This is a genomic window from Kitasatospora sp. NPDC057738 (assembly GCF_042798815.1).
GTDB classification, from domain to species: Bacteria; Actinomycetota; Actinomycetes; order Streptomycetales; family Streptomycetaceae; genus Kitasatospora; species Kitasatospora lactacystinica.
This window is the reverse complement of sequence record NZ_JBHVJT010000060.1, coordinates 1-16,576: the sequence shown is the minus strand read 5'-3', so window position 1 is coordinate 16,576 and position 16,576 is coordinate 1. Positions and strand designations below refer to the sequence as shown.

The 16,576-nt window shown below is 74.8% G+C and carries 11 protein-coding genes; 7 read left to right on the top strand and 4 right to left on the bottom strand.

Translation table 11 applies throughout. The features are described from left to right. Nucleotides 1-273: 273 nt before the first annotated feature. From ACFVGO_RS28205 to ACFVGO_RS28190, 4 genes are all read left to right on the top strand, one after another. A complete protein-coding gene (locus tag ACFVGO_RS28205) occupies nt 274-1,923 on the top strand; it encodes an NRAMP family divalent metal transporter (protein ID WP_380353025.1) in 1,650 nt (549 codons plus the stop codon). A gap of 26 nt (nt 1,924-1,949) precedes the next feature. Continuing rightward, nucleotides 1,950-2,333, top strand: a complete 384-nt coding sequence (locus ACFVGO_RS28200; protein WP_359897612.1) for a winged helix-turn-helix domain-containing protein — start codon at nt 1,950-1,952, stop codon at nt 2,331-2,333. Between the two features lie 147 nt (nt 2,334-2,480). Next, nucleotides 2,481-4,262, top strand: coding sequence for an ABC transporter permease (locus ACFVGO_RS28195; protein ID WP_380634789.1), 1,782 nt, complete (start codon nt 2,481-2,483; stop codon nt 4,260-4,262). Nucleotides 4,263-4,276: 14 nt separating this feature from the next. Next, nucleotides 4,277-5,650 carry a nitrate/sulfonate/bicarbonate ABC transporter ATP-binding protein gene (locus tag ACFVGO_RS28190; protein ID WP_380353022.1) on the top strand — a complete coding sequence of 458 codons (1,374 nt, stop codon included), beginning with the start codon at nt 4,277-4,279 and terminating at the stop codon, nt 5,648-5,650. A 55-nt stretch (nt 5,651-5,705) separates the two neighbouring features. Here the strand turns inward: ACFVGO_RS28190 and ACFVGO_RS28185 are convergent, their stop codons facing one another. Continuing rightward, on the bottom strand, nt 5,706-6,116 hold the full coding sequence (locus ACFVGO_RS28185) for a metalloregulator ArsR/SmtB family transcription factor (RefSeq protein ID WP_359897608.1): 411 nt from the start codon (nt 6,114-6,116) through the stop codon (nt 5,706-5,708). 444 nt (nt 6,117-6,560) lie between these two features. On the opposite strand from ACFVGO_RS28185, the gene ACFVGO_RS28180 reads away from it, so the two are divergent. From ACFVGO_RS28180 to ACFVGO_RS28170, 3 genes are all read left to right on the top strand, one after another. Further along, a complete protein-coding gene (locus ACFVGO_RS28180) occupies nt 6,561-7,319 on the top strand; it encodes a hypothetical protein (RefSeq protein WP_380634786.1) in 759 nt (252 codons plus the stop codon). 109 nt (nt 7,320-7,428) lie between these two features. Further along, the gene (locus ACFVGO_RS28175) at nt 7,429-8,772 is read left to right on the top strand and encodes a helix-turn-helix domain-containing protein (RefSeq protein WP_380634784.1); all 1,344 of its coding nucleotides are present in this window, start codon (nt 7,429-7,431) and stop codon (nt 8,770-8,772) included. Between the two features lie 74 nt (nt 8,773-8,846). Then, nucleotides 8,847-9,554, top strand: coding sequence for a TetR/AcrR family transcriptional regulator (locus ACFVGO_RS28170; protein ID WP_359897605.1), 708 nt, complete (start codon nt 8,847-8,849; stop codon nt 9,552-9,554). Between the two features lie 185 nt (nt 9,555-9,739). Here ACFVGO_RS28170 and ACFVGO_RS28165 read toward each other — a convergent pair whose 3' ends face one another. The 3 genes from ACFVGO_RS28165 to ACFVGO_RS28155 form a co-directional block, all read right to left on the bottom strand. Next, nucleotides 9,740-11,377, bottom strand: a complete 1,638-nt coding sequence (locus ACFVGO_RS28165) for an amidohydrolase (RefSeq protein WP_380634781.1) — start codon at nt 11,375-11,377, stop codon at nt 9,740-9,742. 52 nt (nt 11,378-11,429) lie between these two features. After that, nucleotides 11,430-12,857, bottom strand: coding sequence for an APC family permease (locus ACFVGO_RS28160; protein ID WP_380634837.1), 1,428 nt, complete (start codon nt 12,855-12,857; stop codon nt 11,430-11,432). A 330-nt stretch (nt 12,858-13,187) separates the two neighbouring features. Then, the coding region (locus ACFVGO_RS28155; RefSeq protein WP_380634779.1) for an amino acid adenylation domain-containing protein at nt 13,188-16,576 on the bottom strand (3,389 nt) is incomplete at its 5' end.

The window sequence follows — 16,576 nt, the reverse complement described above, 5'->3', positions numbered from 1 at the left end:
GCAGTAGTCCGGGCCACAGTTGCCCCTGCCCCCGCCTGCCCTCGCACACCTCCGGCATGCGGTAACACCTTTCCCCGCAGCACGTCCTGACGATCAGTCACCATTCTTCGGCAGTCATCAGCGACGACGGCACGCCATGTCCGCACGCGGCTCCGCCGTGCCCGCACGCCACCGTACGGGCCGCGCAGCCGCGCGCCGATGCGCCGTGCCCGCCCGCGGGGAGAGCCGCCGCCTGCCTCCGAACCGCCCCTCCGGGGCCCAGGGAGGAAACCCATGACCACCCACGCCACGCTCAACTCCGCTCCGCCCGAGCCGCGTTCGGCCGTCCTCGACGACGCGCACGTCGGCGACATCAAGGGCGCGCTCGGCACCATCCGGCTCGACGACACCACGCCCCGGCACGGCCTGTCGGCGAGACTGAAGACCCTGCTCGCGATCGTCGGGCCCGGCCTGATCGTGATGGTCGGCGACAACGACGCCGGCGCCTTCTCCACCTACGGCCAGGCCGGACAGAACTACGGCACCCAGTTGCTGTGGACGCTGCTGATGCTGGTCCCGGTGCTGTACGTCAACCAGGAGATGGTGCTGCGGCTGGGCGCCGTCACCGGCGTCGGCCACGCCCGGCTGATCCTGGAGCGCTTCGGGAAGTTCTGGGGCGCGTTCAGCGTGATCGACCTGTTCCTGCTGAACGCGCTGACGCTGGTCACCGAGTTCATCGGGGTCACGCTCGCGGCCGGGTACCTGGGCCTGCCGAAGGCGGCCTCGGTGGTGCTCGCCGCCGGGATCATCATCGCCTCGGCCTTCACCGGCTCGTTCCAGCGCTTCGAGCGGGTCGCCGTGACGCTGTGCCTGGGCTCGCTGCTGCTGGTGCCGATCTACTTCATGGTCCACCCGAAGACCTCGCGGATGGCGCACGACTTCGTGGTGCCCGCCATGCCCGGCGGGTCGGGCGGGCTGGCGGCCGTGATGCTGGTGATCATCTCCATCGTCGGCACCACCGTGGCGCCCTGGCAGCTGTTCTTCCAGCAGTCGTACGTCATCGACAAGCGGATCACCCCGCGCTTCATGACGTACGAGAAGGCCGACCTCTGGATCGGCATCGTGATCGTGATCGTCGGCGCCGCCGCCATGATGGGCCTCACCGCCGCCGCCTTCGCGGGCACCGACGGCTTCGGGCACTTCTCCGACGCGGCCGCCGTCGCCCGGGGCATCGAGGACAAGGCCGGGCACCTGGCCGGCGTGCTGTTCGCCATCGCCCTGCTGGACGCCTCGATCATCGGCGCCTTCGCGGTGTCCCTGTCCACCGCGTACGCGATCGGCGACGTCTTCGGCATCAAGCACTCGCTGCACCGCGGGGTGAAGGGCGCCAAGGGCTTCTACGGGATCTACGCGGGCCTGGTGGTCGCGGCGGCGGCGATCACGCTGCTCTCCACCGACTACACCCAGGGCCTGATGACCCAGTTCGTCCAGGTGCTGGCCGGGGTGCTGCTGCCCTCCGCGACCGTCTTCCTGCTGCTGCTCTGCAACGACCGCGCGGTGCTGGGCCCCTGGACGAACGGGCCGCGGACCAACGCCTTCACCTCGCTGGTGGTCGGCGTCCTGGTGATGCTCTCCCTGATCCTCACCGCCGCCGTGGTCTGGCCCGGCATCGACTCCGGGACGATCCTCCGGATCATGGCCGGCTGCGGCGTGGCGGGCGTGCTCGTCGCCGGGTACTCCTTCACCTTCGGGCGCCGCGGCACCAAGGAGGACCCCGTCGACCGCACCGGCCGGGAGAACTGGCGGATGCCGCCGCTGGAGACCCTCGACAAGCCGGTGCTGTCCACCGCCCGCAAGGTCGGCATGGGCGCGCTGCGCGCCTACCTGCTGATCGCGACGGCCATGGTCGTCGTCAAGATCGTCCAGACCGCGCTGAACCACTGAGCCGACCACGAAGGAGCCCCCGCGCCATGGTCCCGCACCGCCCCAGGCTCGACGCCGTCTTCTCGCACCACCCCGCCCCGGGCCGGCGCCCGGCCCCGCGACCCGCACCCGCGCCCGGCCTGGTGGTGGACACCGACCAGCGCACCGTCACCGTCGAGGGCCGGCACGTCACCATGCCGTACCTGGAGTTCGAACTGCTCGCGCACCTGGTCGGCAACCCGCTGCGGGTGCACTCCCGGCGCCAGCTGATGGAGAACGTCTGGGGCCGCCCGGACACCGGCGACTCCCGCACCGTCGCCACCCACATCGCCCGGATCCGGCGCAAGCTCGGCCCCGGGCACCGGGAGGCGATCGCCACCGTCCGGCAGATCGGCTACAAGTACGACCCCCGGCTGGCCCGGACCGCCTGACCCCGGCCCGGGACGGCGCGCCCCCGGGACGGGACACGGCGCCCCGCCCGGGGCCGGGCGCACCCGGTGGCCCCGTGGGGGCGGGCGGGTTTGCGTACGGACGTCCCGAGGGAGCAGACTGCCCGGGTTTGCCCCGGAGGTACCGCCATGACCCTGACGAAGCCCGCCCCGGGCCGGTCCCGGAGCCCGCTGCCGGGCCTGTCCCGGGGCTCACTGCCCACCCGGACCGCGCACCGGCTCGGCGGGCGGGTCTGGACGGACCTGGTCGTCGCGGCCGCCGTCCTGGTCCTGCTCTACCTCGTGCTGCGGCTCGGCCAGGGCGGCGCCGTCCGCTTCTCCACCACCCGGGACGCGGCCGTCGACACCGACCCGGCCCGGCTGCCGTACGACGCGGCGCGCTCGCTGCTGCGGATGTTCGCCGCGCTCGCCCTCTCGGTCGTCTTCACCTTCTGCTACGCCTACGCGGCCGCCCGCAGCCGCCGGCTGGAACGGGTGCTGATCCCGGCGCTGGACATCCTCCAGTCGGTGCCGGTGCTCGCCTTCCTGAGCCTCGCGGTCTCCGGTTTCCTCGCCCTCTTCCCCGGCTCGGTGCTCGGCCTCGAATGCGCCGCCGTGTTCGCCATCTTCACCTCCCAGGCGTGGAACATGACCTTCGCCTTCTACCAGGCGCTGGTCTCGCTGCCCCGCGAACTCGACGAGCTGTCCCGCTCCTTCGGGTTCAGCCGGTGGACGCGGTTCTGGAAGGTCGAGCTGCCCTCGGGCATGATCGGCCTGGTCTGGAACGGCATGCTCGGCTTCGGCGGCGGCTGGTTCTTCCTGGTCGCCTCCGAGGCGATCACCGTGGACGGCCGGCGGTACGCGCTGCCCGGGGTCGGCTCGTACGCGGGCGCGGCCATCGCCGCCGGGGACCTCGGCCGGGTCGGCTGGGCCATCGCCACCATGGTGGTACTGGTGGTCGGCGTGAACTTCCTGTTCTGGCGGCCGCTCACCGCCTGGGCCGAACGCTTCAAGAACGAGCAGTCCGAGGCCACCGAGGTGCAGCGCTCGGTCGTGCTGGACCTGCTGCGCCGCTCCCGGCTGCCCGCCGCGCTCGGCCGCGCGCTGCGCCCCGCCGGACGGGCCCTGAACCGGGCCGGGCGGGTGTTCGGCACCGCCGACCGCCCGCCCGCCGTCCACCCCGGCCGGCGGCGGGCCGGGGACGTGGCCTTCGCCCTCGTCGCGGGCGGCATCGTGCTGTGGGGCCTCGTCGACCTCGGCCGCTACCTGGCCGACCGCACCGGCCTCGGCGTCTTCGGCGAGCCGCTGCTGCTCGGGCTCGCCACCCTCGCCCGGGTGGTGGTGCTGGTCGCCGTGGCCACCGCGGTCTGGGTGCCGATCGGCGTGAAGATCGGCTTCTCGCCCCGGCTGACCAGGATCGCCCAGCCCGTCGTCCAGGTGCTGGCCGGCTTCCCCGCCAACTTCCTCTTCCCCCTGGTGGTCTGGCTGCTGCTGCGCACCGGGGTGTCGATCGACCTCGGCGGCATCCTGCTGATGGCCCTCGGCTCCCAGTGGTACATCCTGTTCAACGCCATCGCCGGTGCCATGGCCGTCCCCGCCGACCTGCGCGAGGCCATGGACGACCTGGGCGTACGCGGGTGGCAGCGCTGGCGGCGGCTGATCCTCCCCGGCGTCTTCCCGGCGTACGTCACCGGCGGCATCACCGCCTCCGGCGGCGCCTGGAACGCCTCCATCGTCGCCGAGGTGGTCACCTTCGGCTCCACCACGCTGACCGCGACCGGCCTCGGCGCGTACATCGCCCGGGCCGCCGAGCGCGGCGACCACCCGCATCTGCTCGCCGGGGTCGCGGTGATGAGCCTGTACGTCGTCGCCCTCAACCGTCTGCTCTGGCGCCGGCTGTACCGGCTGGCCGAGCGCCGCTACTCGCTGTAGTCCGGAGTCCGCCGATGCGCTTCCCGTTCCGCAACCGTGCCGCCGAGCCCGCACCCGCCCCCGCACCCGCCCCCCACGAGGACGGGGACGGGGAGGCGCTGCTGGAGACCGCCGGTCTGACCAAGTCCTACGCCGGGGCCGCCGGCGAACTGCCGGTGCTCTCCGGCATCGACCTCACCGTCCGGGCCGGCGAGGTCGTCGCCGTGCTCGGACGCTCGGGCTCCGGCAAGTCCACCCTGCTGCGCTGCCTGGCCGGCCTGGTCCCGCCCAGCTCCGGCACCGTCCGCTACCGCGGCACCCCGCTCACCGGCGCCAACCCCGGCACCGCGCTGGTCTTCCAGACCTTCGCGCTGCTGCCCTGGCTGACCGTGCGGCAGAACGTCGAACTCGGCCTGGAGGCCCGCGGTGTCCCTCCCCGGGAGCGCGCCCGGGCCGCCGACCAGGCCATCGACCTGATCGGCCTGACCGGCTTCGCCTCCGCCTACCCCAAGGAGCTCTCCGGCGGCATGCGCCAGCGGGTCGGCTTCGCCCGGGCACTGGTCGTCGAACCGGACGTGCTGATGATGGACGAACCGTTCTCCGCCCTCGACGTGCTCACCGCCGAGAACCTGCGCGGCGAGCTGATGGAGCTGTGGGAGTCCGGCCAGTTCCCCACCCGGGCCGTCGTCCTGGTCACCCACAACATCGAGGAGGCGGTGCTGATGGCCGACCGCATCGTGGTCCTCGGCGCCCGCCCGTACGGGACGATCCGGGAGACCGTGGAGGTCGCCCTGGAGCGGCCGCGCGACCGCGACTCGGCCGCCTTCGACGAGCTGGTGGACCGGGTGTACCGGATCATGACCGGCCGGCCCAAGGACACCCGCCCGTCCGGCCGCACCGAACCCGACCCCGAGCGGCGCACCGTCGCCGCCACCCCGCTGCCCAGCGCCGGCGTGGACGGCCTCTCCGGTCTCGCCGAGACGATCGCCCACCGGGGCGGGAGCTGCGACCTGGCCGGCCTCGCCGACGAACTCGGCCTGGACATCGACGACCTGCTCCCCCAGGTCGACGCCCTCGACCTGCTGGGCTTCGCCGAGGTCCACGGCGACGACCTGCTGCTCACCGCGACGGGCGCCGCCTACACCGGGGCCGACGCCCAGGAGGCCCGCGCCGTCTTCGCCGCCGCCGCCCTGGAGGTCCCGCTGATCAAGCTGATCGCCAACAGCCTCGGCGGCCGGCCCGGCGCCACCGTCCGCACCGGCTTCCTGCGCGACCTGCTCGGCCGCCACTACACCGGCGAACAGACCGACCGGCAGTTGGAGACCGCCACCGACTGGGGCCGCTACGCGGGGCTCTTCGCGTACGACGCCGACCGGCAGGAGTACCGGCTGGCGGCGCCGGGCCGCTGACCGGCCCGGCCGCACGCCGACGCCCCGGGCGAGCACCGCGGAGGGCCGGGAGGGCTCAGCCGGTCGCCGGGCGGCGGCGCACCGCGCGGGCCGCGCGGGCGAAGGGCTGCGGCGCGGTGGCACCGGCCGGGGCTGCGCCGTCGTCGTCGCCGTCGCGGCGGGCGGGCAGGTCGTGGGCGATCAGCGCGGCCTCGGTGAGCAGCCCGCGCACCTCGGTGGCCCGGTAGAAGATCCGCGTCCCCTCCCGGCGCGCCACCACCAGCCCGGCCGCGCGCAGCTTCGCCAGGTGCTGCGAGGTCGCCGACACGTGCGCCCCCAGCAGTTCGGCCAGCTCGCTCACCGGCAGCTCCCGGTGGCTCAGCGCCCACAGCAGCCGGTACCGCGACGGGTCCGCCACCGCCTTCAGCACCGCCACCGCCCGCTCCGCCGCCTCGGCGTCCCAGGCCTCTTCCCGCGCACCACCCATACAGGGATCGTACCGACGCCCGCCGGCCCGCCGACCCGCCCCTCGACGACGGCACCGGCCGGGCCCGGGGCGTGTCCGGTGGGTCCTGTCGGATCAGGGCGTCGCGTCGGGGCGCGGCGTCCGGGCGCGTGCCTCGCGGGGCCGAGGTGGGGGCACCTCCCGGCCGGACGCCGGGGGGGCGCGTGGTGCACCCGGCAAAGCTCCGCACGACGCGCCCCGGCTCCGCCGCCGGCGCCCCTGAGGGCCTCGCGGCGTTCCGGGAGGCCGTTCCAGGCGGGTGTGAAACCGCAGGTCAACGGGGGTGGAACCGTTCCAGCGTCCCGGCTCGGCGGGGAGGTCTGGCGGACCGGCCGGACGACGGACCAGAGTGCTGCCCAGCGGTCGGCGCCGACGGCCCGCCGCCTTCCTCGCCTCCTTCATCCGCAACCTCACGGGGGAACCTCCATGTCCGCTCGCCGTGCCCTGTTCGTCCCGGCCGCCCTCGCCCTGGGCGCCGCCCTCGCCCTGACCGCCTGCGGGCCGGACGGCGGCGACGCGGCCCGGCCCGTGAAGCCCACCGGGACCACCGCGGCCGGTACCGCCCCCGGTGCCGCGGCACCCGCCGCGCCCGCCGACCGGCCGACCGTCGGCGCTCCGGCCCCGGCGGCCCCGGCCACCGCGGCGCCCGCCGCAGGCGGCTCCGCCCGCCCGAAGACCCCCGTGGTCCCCGCCACGGGCGGCGGGGCCGCGGCCGCCGGCGACGAGGCGTACGCCTACACCCACCCCTGCAAGGCCGACAAGCTGACGGTCAAGGTGTCCGCCCGGGCCGGGTCGCCCGACCAGCGGGTGATCGAGGTCCACAACCAGGGCACCGCCTACTGCGGCCTGAGCTACTACCCGCTCATCGGTCTCGGCAGCTCGAAGGCCCCCCACCACGGCGACGACCTCACCCCGCTGGTTCCGGGCGGGCTGGGCGGCCCGCCGGCCTACGCGCTGGCTCCCGGCAGGAGCACCTACGCGGTGGTGGACCTCAACCCCGGCAGCGGCGGGGTGGCCGACGTGGACCAGCTGAACGTCCTGCCCGACGACCAGATGCCCAACGCCGACACCCGGAACTTCCCGCTCGGCGCCGGCGCGAAGGTGGGCAAGCAGCCGAAGCTCGGCCTGTACCGGGAGAGCGTCGCCGACGCGGCGGCCTCCACGGAGACGGCCGGCCGGAGCTGACCTGCTGCTTCGCACTCCCCTGCCCCGGTCCCCGCCCCGGCCTGCCGGTACGGTGATTCGCGGATCGACGACATCCCGGGCCGGGCCCGGGGTGGGGGAAGGGCAGCGGATGAGTGTGGAGACCGAGGAGTTCGCGGCGATGCTGCGCGAACTCAAGGAGCGTTCGGGCCGCAGCTACGGGGCCCTGGCCACCCGGCTGCACGTCAGCACCTCCACCCTGCACCGCTACTGCAACGGCGCCGCCGTACCGACCGAGTACGCGCCGGTGGAGCGGCTGGCCCGGGTCTGCGGGGCCGGCGGCGAGGAACTGGTCGAACTGCACCGCCGCTGGATCCTGGCCGATGCGGCCCGCCGCCGGGAGGCCTCCCCCGCGGGCACTCCGGCCGCCGCCGCACCGGTACCCACGCCGACGCCCGCACCGACACCGCAGCCGCAGCCGCAGCCGGAAGCGGAGCCGCGGCTCCGGCCGGACGCCGCACCCGACCCGCAGTCCGCCGCCGCGCCGGAGGAGGAACCGGAGGTGACGACCACCCACCCCGTGCCCCCGCCCGCCGGGCCGCGCCGCCGCATCCGCACCCGGGTGCTGCTGAGCGCGACCGCCGTGGTCGCGCTGGCCGCCGTGGCCTCCGGCCTCCTCCTGCGCGACACCGGCGACACCGGCGGCACCCCGAACGCCTCCGCCTCCTCGCCCGCCGCACCGTCCGTCGCCGCCACCGCGGGGGCCGGCACCGCGCCCACCGGTGCCCCGGCACCGCCGGCCCCCGCGGGCTCCGCCGCCGCGGACACCCCGTCCGCCGCCGCCCCGGCGGCCCCCGAGGACCTCCCCGCGCCCTTCCACGTCAGTGTCCTCAGCAACGGCTGGGGCAGCCCCTGCGACCAGTGGTTCCTCTCCGCCCGCTCCCCCGCCCAGGTGACCCCGCCCCCGTCGTCCTCCGGCCGGATCGACAGCTGGGCGGCCTCCCAGCGCCTGGTCCCGGCCGGGCACCTGCGCATCGAGCTGACCGCCCTGGGCGCGAGCTCGGACGCCGTCGTGCTGAACTCCATGTCCGTACAGGTGGTCAGCACCCGGCCCGCCCCCAAGTGGAACGCCTACACGCCCGGGTCCGGCTGCGGAGGCGGGCTGGAACCGGCGTCCTTCGCGGTCGACCTCGACGCGGCCACGCCGCGCCTCGTCCCCGTCGCGGGCCGGGAGGGCGAACGGAGGACCGGCACGACGGACTTCCCGTACCGGATCTCGGCCACCGACCCGCAGGTGATCGACGTGGACGCCGCCACCCGTTCCCAGGACGTCAGCTGGTTCCTCGAACTGGTGTGGACCGGCAAGGACGGCCGCAAGGGCACGATGCGGGTGGACCTCGGCGACCAGCAGCCGTTCCGCACCGTCGGCATGCAGGGCGCGCCGAACTACGCCCACAACGGCACCTCCTGGACCCCGGCCCACAACGGGGGCTGAGTCCGGCCGACGGCCGGGGGCGGGTGGCGCCCGACCCCTGGCCTACGTCAACGGTGCGGGCATAACCTCGGGGGATGACCGACCGCGTAGTCCCCGAACCGCAGCGCCGTCGACGCCGCCCCACCAAGCAGGGCGTGGTGCTGTCCGCCGAGCTGATCGTCGGGACCGCGATCCGGCTGATCGGCAGCCACGGCACCGAGGCGCTCACGGTGCGGCGGCTCGGCGCCGCGCTCGGCGCCGACCCGAGCGCGGTCTACCGCTACTTCCACAGCACCGACGACCTGCTGCTCGCCGTCGCCGACGAGCTGATCGGCCGCGCCCAGCACGGCTGGCGGCCCACCGGCGACTGGCGCGCCGACCTGCGCGCCATCGGCCTGCGCATCCACGCCAGCTACCTGGCCCACCCGCAGGCCGCCATCCTCGCCGCCCACCGCACCACCGGCCGCACCCACGAGATCGCCGCCGTCGAGGCGATCCTCGGCGTCCTGCGCAGGGCGGGCTTCCCGGACCCGGAGGCCGTCCGGATCTACCACGCCTTCGTCGACCAGAGCCTCGGCTTCGCCGCCCTGGACGCCGCCACGCTCGCCCTCCCGGCCCCTGCCCAGACCGCCGACCTCCAGGTCTGGCAGGCCTCCTACGCCCGGCTCGACGCCGCCGACCACCCCCACATCGCGGCCACCGCCCACCTGCTCACCAGCGACATGCGCCGCAGCGGCTACCCGTACGCCCTGGACCTGCTCCTGGAGGCCGCCGAGGCCCGGCTGCGAGCGGCGGGCGGCTGAGGCGGGCGGGCGCGTGACTTTCCTCGTGGCGGGTTCGGCAGGTGTGGCAGGCATGGCGCGCGGTGACGGGGGTGGCCGGCCCCGGACGCCCGGCGCGGCACCGCCCGGGCCCGGGCACGCCGCCGGCCGCCGGCGGTGAGCCCCCGTACGCCCACCGCCGACGGCCGGTCCGGCCCCTGCCCGGCTCAGTCCGCCGCGTGCACCAGCTCGCCGCCGACGTACGTCCGCAGGACCCGGGCCCGCGCGATCTCCTCCGGCGGCCCGGTGAGGATGTCCCGGTCGAGCACGACCAGGTCCGCGAGCCGCCCGGCCGCCAGCACGCCGGCGTCGTCGTGCCCGTTGAGGTACGCGCTGCCGGCCGTGTACGCGGCGATGGCCGAGCCCAGGTCGAGCCGCTGCTCGGGCAGGAAGACCCGCCCGTCGGTGGCCTCCGGCTCCATCCGGTTGACCGCCACGTGCAGCCCCGCCAGCGGGTCCGGGCTGCTCACCGGCCAGTCGCTGCCCGCCGCCAGGGTGGCGCCGGCCCGCTGGAGGGCGCCGAACGGGTACTGCCAGGCGGCCCGTTCGGGCCCGAGGAAGGGGATGGTCAGCTCGTCCATCTGCGGCTCGTGGGCGGCCCAGAGCGGCTGGATGTTGGCGACGGCGCCGAGCCGGGCGAAGCGCGGGAGGTCGTCCGGGTGGACCACCTGGAGGTGGGCGAGGTGGTGCCGGGCGCCGCGCCGGCCGTTGGCGGTGCGGGCGGCCTCGACGGCGTCCAGCGCCTCGCGCACGGCCCGGTCGCCGAGCGCGTGGAAGTGGACCTGGAAGTCGAGCGCGTCCAGTGCGGTGACGTGGCCGCGCAGCGCCACCGGATCGACGAAGCTGAGGCCGGAGTTGGCGGTGGCGCAGCCGCAGCCGTCCAGGTAGGGGCTGGTCATCGCGGCGGTGAAGTTCTCCGCGATGCCGTCCTGCATGATCTTCACCGAGCCGGCCCGGAACCGTCCGTGGCTCAACTCCTCGCGCCGCCGCACGAGTTCGGGGATCTGCTCGGCGCCCCGGTCCCGCTCCCACCACAGTGCGCCGGTCACCCGGGCGGTCAGCGCGCCGGAGCGGGCGGCGGCCAGGTAGGCGTCCGACGGATCCGGCTGGCCGTTGAACGCGCCGAGCAGCGCGTCCTGCCAGCCGGTGATGCCGAGCGAGTGCAGCAGCCGCTGGGCGCGCAGCAGCCCGTCGAGCCGGTCGGCGGCGGTCGAGGGCGGCACCAGCCGGGCGACCAGGGCGGTGGCGCCCTCCTGGAGGGTGCCGCCGGGATTGCCGTCGGCCTCGCGCTCGATCCGTCCGTCGGCCGGGTCGGGGGTGTCGGCGGTGAGCCCGGCGAGTTCCAGCGCCCTGGTGTTGGCCCAGGCGCCGTGGTGGTCCCGGTTGGTCAGGTACACCGGCCGGTCGGGGACGACGGAGTCGAGCAACTGCCGGGTGGGCAGTCCGCCCTCGAAGCTCTCCATCGACCACCCGCTGCCGGTGATCCACTCCTGCTCCGGGTTGGCGTCGGCGTACGCCCGGACGCGCTCCAGGTAGTCGGCGACGCCGACCGTCCCGGTGAGGTCGCAGGAGGCCAGCTCGGCGCCGCCGAACACCGCGTGGATGTGCGCGTCCTGGAAGCCGGGCAGCAGCAGTTTGCCGGTGAGGTCGACGACCTCCGTCCTCGGCCCGATCAGCTCCCGGACCTCGTCGTGCCCGACGGCGGTGATCCGTTCGCCGACGACCGCCAGGCCGCTCGCCCGGGTGCGGGCCGCGTCGCCGGTGTGGACGGGGCCGTGGGTGAAGACCAGATCGGCCTCGGTCATGGGTGGTGCTCCGTTCTCGCGTCCTCGTGATTCGTCCTGCCGTACCGCGGGGTCACTCGGCCACGGCGCCCTCCCGCAGGAAGTACGGCGAGCACCGCCGCCAGCGGGCCCAGGCCGCCGCCGGCAGCCCGCTGACCACCATCATGATCACCACGGACAGCTCGAACCACCCGTTGTCCGCGGCGAGTTCGAAGTGGTCCGTGGAGTCGTAGAAGCTCCAGGCCAGGTACCCGCCGACGGCGAGCAGCGCCGCCGCGCCCAGCAGCGGCCCGACGACCGCGCGCAGCCCCTCCGGCAGGTCGGTGCGCAGCAGCCCGCGGAACCGGACGGCTGCGGCGACGGCGGTCAGCGCGTAGTAGAGCGCGACGACGATGCCGATCGCGTTGACCGCGGCCGAGATCAGGTCGTTGACGGTCGGGATGGCGATCGAGGCCAGTGCCAGCAGGACCGCGACGCCGGTGATCAGCAGGGTGCCGACGGCGGGCGTGGCGTGCCGGGGGTGCAGCCGGGTCCAGACCGGGCCGAGCACCCGGTCGCGCCCCATCGCGTACATCCCGCGGGCGGTCGGGATCACCGAGGACTGCAGCGAGGCCACGGCGGAGAACATCAGCGCGATCAACGGCAGTGCGGCCAGCGGCTGTTCGGCGAGCTTCGTGCCGAAGTAGGTCAGTCCGTGGGCGCCGTTGTCGGCCAACTCGTCGATCGGCAGCACCCGTTGGAAGGCCGTTCCGGCGAGCAGGAACAGCGCCAGCATCACCACCAGGGCCAGCAGACCGCCCCGGGAGGCGTCCCGCGGGTCGCGCACCTCCTCGCCGACGCTGAACACCGACTCGAAGCCCCAGTAGCAGAACACCGCGAGCACCATGCCCTGGGCGACCGCGTCGAAGGAGGGGATGTCGAAGGGGTTGTACCACTGGAGCGAGAACGGCTGGTCGCCGGCGATCAGCCCGTAGCCGCAGAAGCCGAGCAGCACGGCGTACTCGAAGACCAGCAGCGCCTTCTGCAGCCTGGCCGCCAGGTCCAGCCCGCGCACCGCGACCAGTGCGGCGCCCACCAGCACCACCAGGCCGATCAGGGTGCACTGGACGGTCGAGTCGGCGTCGAGCCGCAGCCCGGCGACGCTGCGGACGTGGGCCTGGTCCAGCAGCTGGACGATCGAGGAGCCGGTGACGGTCGTGGTGTACGCCATGAAGACCACGGTCCCCACGGTGTTCACCCACCCGGTCAGGAAGCCCAGCCAGGGGCTGAGGATGCGCCCGACCCAGCGGTAGCTGCTGCCCGCGTCCGGCTCGACGGCGTTCAGCCGCCCGTACCCGCCGGCGATGGCGAGCACCGGCAGGAAGGCCAGCAGCATGATCGCCGGAAGGTGCAGGCCGACCACCCCGGCCATCAGGCCCAGGCCGATGCCGATGCTGCTGGTGGCGGCCGTGCTGGAGGCGGCGATCACCGCTCCGTCCACCAGGCCGAGCGACTTGCGCATCGTGACGTGGGAGCCTCGCGCGTCCGCTCTCGGGCCGCCGCCCGTGTCCTTCACCGTCGATGCCAACGGATCACCGCCTTGGTCGTGGGGTGCGCGTGTGGGGGAATCCCGGCACCGGTCGCAGAGGGTGACGCGGGCGGGAAGTGCGAGCCATGAAACCGGCGGCCCCGCCACACGTCAATGGCGTTGTCATAAGCCTCCGCCCCGTCCGCACCGTCGCCGCCCCGTCCGCACCGTCGCCGCCCCGCCCCGTTCCGGCCCGAGGGGCCCGCCGGTCGTCCGGCGGGCCCCTCGGTGCCTCCTGCTCTTCCCGGTGCTTCCTGCCGGGTCCTAACCCTCCAGACCCTCCGGGCCCTCCAGCCACCGGCTCGTCGCGTCCCAGGCCGCCCGCAGCGCCTCCGGCCGGGCCAGCTCGTGGTGCCCGCACGGCAGGGCCGTCTGCGCCACCTCGCCGGTGACGTACGGCTTCCACCGGACCCCGAGCGGCGTCCCGGCCGGCTTGCCCAGCAGCGCCGCCACGTGGACCAGGTCGCCCTGGTACGTCCCCGGAACGTGCGCCGTCGCGATCTCGACGTTGTTCGCCCGGACGCCCTCGGCCACGGCCAGCTCCTCGTCGGAGAGGTCGAGGCCGAAGCGCTCGCCGACCCGCAGGACGGCGTCGGTCCAGTCGACCTCCTCGATCCCGGGCTCGTCCACGCCCTGGTCCACGGTGACCGACGGGTAGGCGTCGAGCACGACCAGCGCGCCGACCTCCTGGCCGACGGCCTGCAGCTGCACCGCCATCTCGTGCGCGACGACACCGCCCAGCGACCAGCCCAGCAGGTGGTACGGGCCGCTCGGCTGCACCGCCCGGACCTGCTCGACGTAGTCCGCCGCCATCTCCTTGACCGAACCCGGCAACGCGCCCGGCTCGCTCAGACCGCGCGCCTGGAGGCCGTACAGCGGCCGTTCCTCGGGCATGATCCCGGTCAGCGGGGCGTAGCACCAGCTGAGACCACCGGCCGGGTGCACCGCGAAGAACGGGGGCCGCTCGCCGCCCGTGCGCAGCGGGAGCAGGACCTTGAGCCCCTCCGCGCCCGCCGGCCGGCGCAGCCCCCGGACCAGGGACTCGACCGTGGGGCCCTCGAAGAGGTTCCGGACCCCCACCGTGACCCCGAGCGTCGACCGCAGCCGGTCGACCAGTGTCACCGCCAGCAGCGAATGCCCGCCCAGCTCGAAGAAGTTGTCGTCGATGCCGACCCGGGGCAGGCCCAGGACCTCGGCGAACACCTCGCAGACCAGCCGCTCGTCCGCGGTGCGCGGCGCCCGGTAGGACGCCTCCAGCAGCTCCGCCCGGTCCGGCGCGGGCAGCGCACGGCGGTCCAGCTTGCCGTTGACCGTCAGCGGCAGCGCGTCCAGCACCGTGATCGCGGACGGGACCATGTACTCCGGCAGCACCCCGCCCAGCCCGGCCCGGACCTCGGCGACGTCCACCTCCGCGGCCACGGCCGCGTCCACGGCCGGGACGACGTAGGCGGCGATGCGCCGGTCACCGGGGACGTCCTCGCGGACGATCACGGTGGCCTGCGCGATCCCGGGCCGGCCGAGCAGGGCGGCCTCGATCTCGCCGAGCTCGATGCGGTGGCCGCGGATCTTCACCTGGTCGTCGGTGCGGCCCAGGTACTCCAGCGTCCCGTCCTCGCGCCAGCGGGCCAGGTCACCGGTGCGGTACATCCGCTCCCCGGCCGAACCGAACGGGCAGGCCACGAACCGCTCCGCCGTCAGACCCCGGCGGCCCAGGTAGCCCCGGGCCAGGCCGGCACCCGCCACGTACATCTCGCCGGGCACCCCGACCGGAACCGGTGCGAGGAACCCGTCCAGCACGAACACCCGGGTGTCGACCACCGGCGAACCGATCGACACCACGCCCGCCGACGGATCGCACGGCCACATCGTGGCGTCCACCGTCGTCTCGGTCGGGCCGTACGAGTTGAACACCCGGTGGTCGCGCATCCAGCGGGCCATCACGTCCGGCGGACAGGCCTCACCGGCGGTCACCAGGACGACGTCGTCGGCGATCGACCGCTCGTCCAGCGTCGCCAGCACGGCCGGCGGCAGCGTCACATGGGTGACCCGCTGCTCCGCCAGGAAGTGCGGCAGGGCCTCGCCCAGGCGGCGGTCCTGCGGGATCACCACCAGGGCCGCGCCGGTCAGCAGGGCCATGAACCACTCCCAGCCGAAGGTGTCGAAGCCCGCCGAGGCGAACTGCCCGACCCTCGACCCGGAGCCGACCCCCAGGTACCGCACCTGACCGGCCACCAGGCTCGCCACACCCGCGTGGGAGACCAGCACGCCCTTGGGGCGACCGGTCGACCCGGAGGTGTAGATCACGTACGCCGCGTCCGCGGTCCGCACCACGCGGTCCACCAGCGCGCCGCCGCCCAGACCGGCCAGCTCCGCCACCGTCTCCGGCGCGTCCAGGACCAGCGCGCCGGAACCGGGCAGAGCCGACACCGTGCCCGCCGAGGCCAGCACCGTCACCGGCCTCGCGTCCTCCAGCATGTAGCCGATCCGGTCCGCCGGGTACGCCGGGTCGATCGGCATGTACGCACCGCCGGCCTTGACCACCGCCAGCAGCGCGACCATCAGCCCGACCCCGCGCTCCAGGCAGACGCCGACCACGGACTCCGCGCCCACGCCCCGCGACACCAGCAGCCTGGCCAGGCGGTTCGCCCGGGCGTCCAGCTCCCGGTAGGAGACCTCGGCCCCGTCGGCGGCCACCGCGACCGCCTCCGGCAGCCGCTCCACCTGGGCCTCGAAGAGCTCGCCGACCGTCGCGGCCGGAACGTCGGAGGCGGTGTCGTTCCACGCGGTCAGCAGCCGGTCGCGCTGCCGGTCGTCGAGGACGGGAATCCGCTCCAGCGACGTACCGGCGTCCCGCTCCAGCGCGCCGACCATGTTCTCGACCGCCGTGTGCAGCAGACCGCACACCGCGTCCGGGTCGATCGGCGAACCCGCCTGCACCGAGAGCCGGAAGCCGGCACCGGTGTCGTCCACCGAGGCCGTCAGCGGGTAGTTGGTCCGCTCGTGCCCGTACAGCACCCGGATCCCGGCGAGGCCGGTGCCCTCGCCCGTCGCGCCGGGGCTGTGGCGGTAGTTGAGGAGCGAGGTGAACAGCGGGCTCTGCGCCGGCAGGCCGGTGGCCTGCTGGGCGAGGGTCAGCGGGGCGTGCTCGTGCCGCAGCAGCTCGCCCAACTGCACCTGCGCGGCCCGCAGTCCGGCGTCCAGCGCCCGGGTCGCGTCGATCCGGATCGGCAGGGTGTTGATGTACAGACCCGGCGTCCGGTGCGCGGTGCCTCCCGCGTCCATCCGGCCCAGGAACACCGTGCCGAACACGGGGTGGGTCTGGCCGGTCGTCGCGGCCGCGACGCGGGCCCAGGCCAGGTGGAAGAACGCCGCCGCGCTGACGCCGTGACGACGCGCCTGCTCACGGACCCGGCCGGCCAGCTCGTCCGACAGCTCGACCACCGCCTCGCCGGTGCCGCTGCCGTCGCCATGGGTGTCGAGCACGCCGTACGGCGCGGTCGGCTCCTCGACGTCACCGAGCGCCCGCTCGAAGTACGCGCGGTGCTGGTCGGCGGTGATCGCCAGGCGCGCGTGCGCGACGAAGTCGCGGTACGGCGCCGGCTCGGGCAGGCGGTCCTCCTCGTGCTCCAGGTGCGCGCGCACCTCGTCGAAGA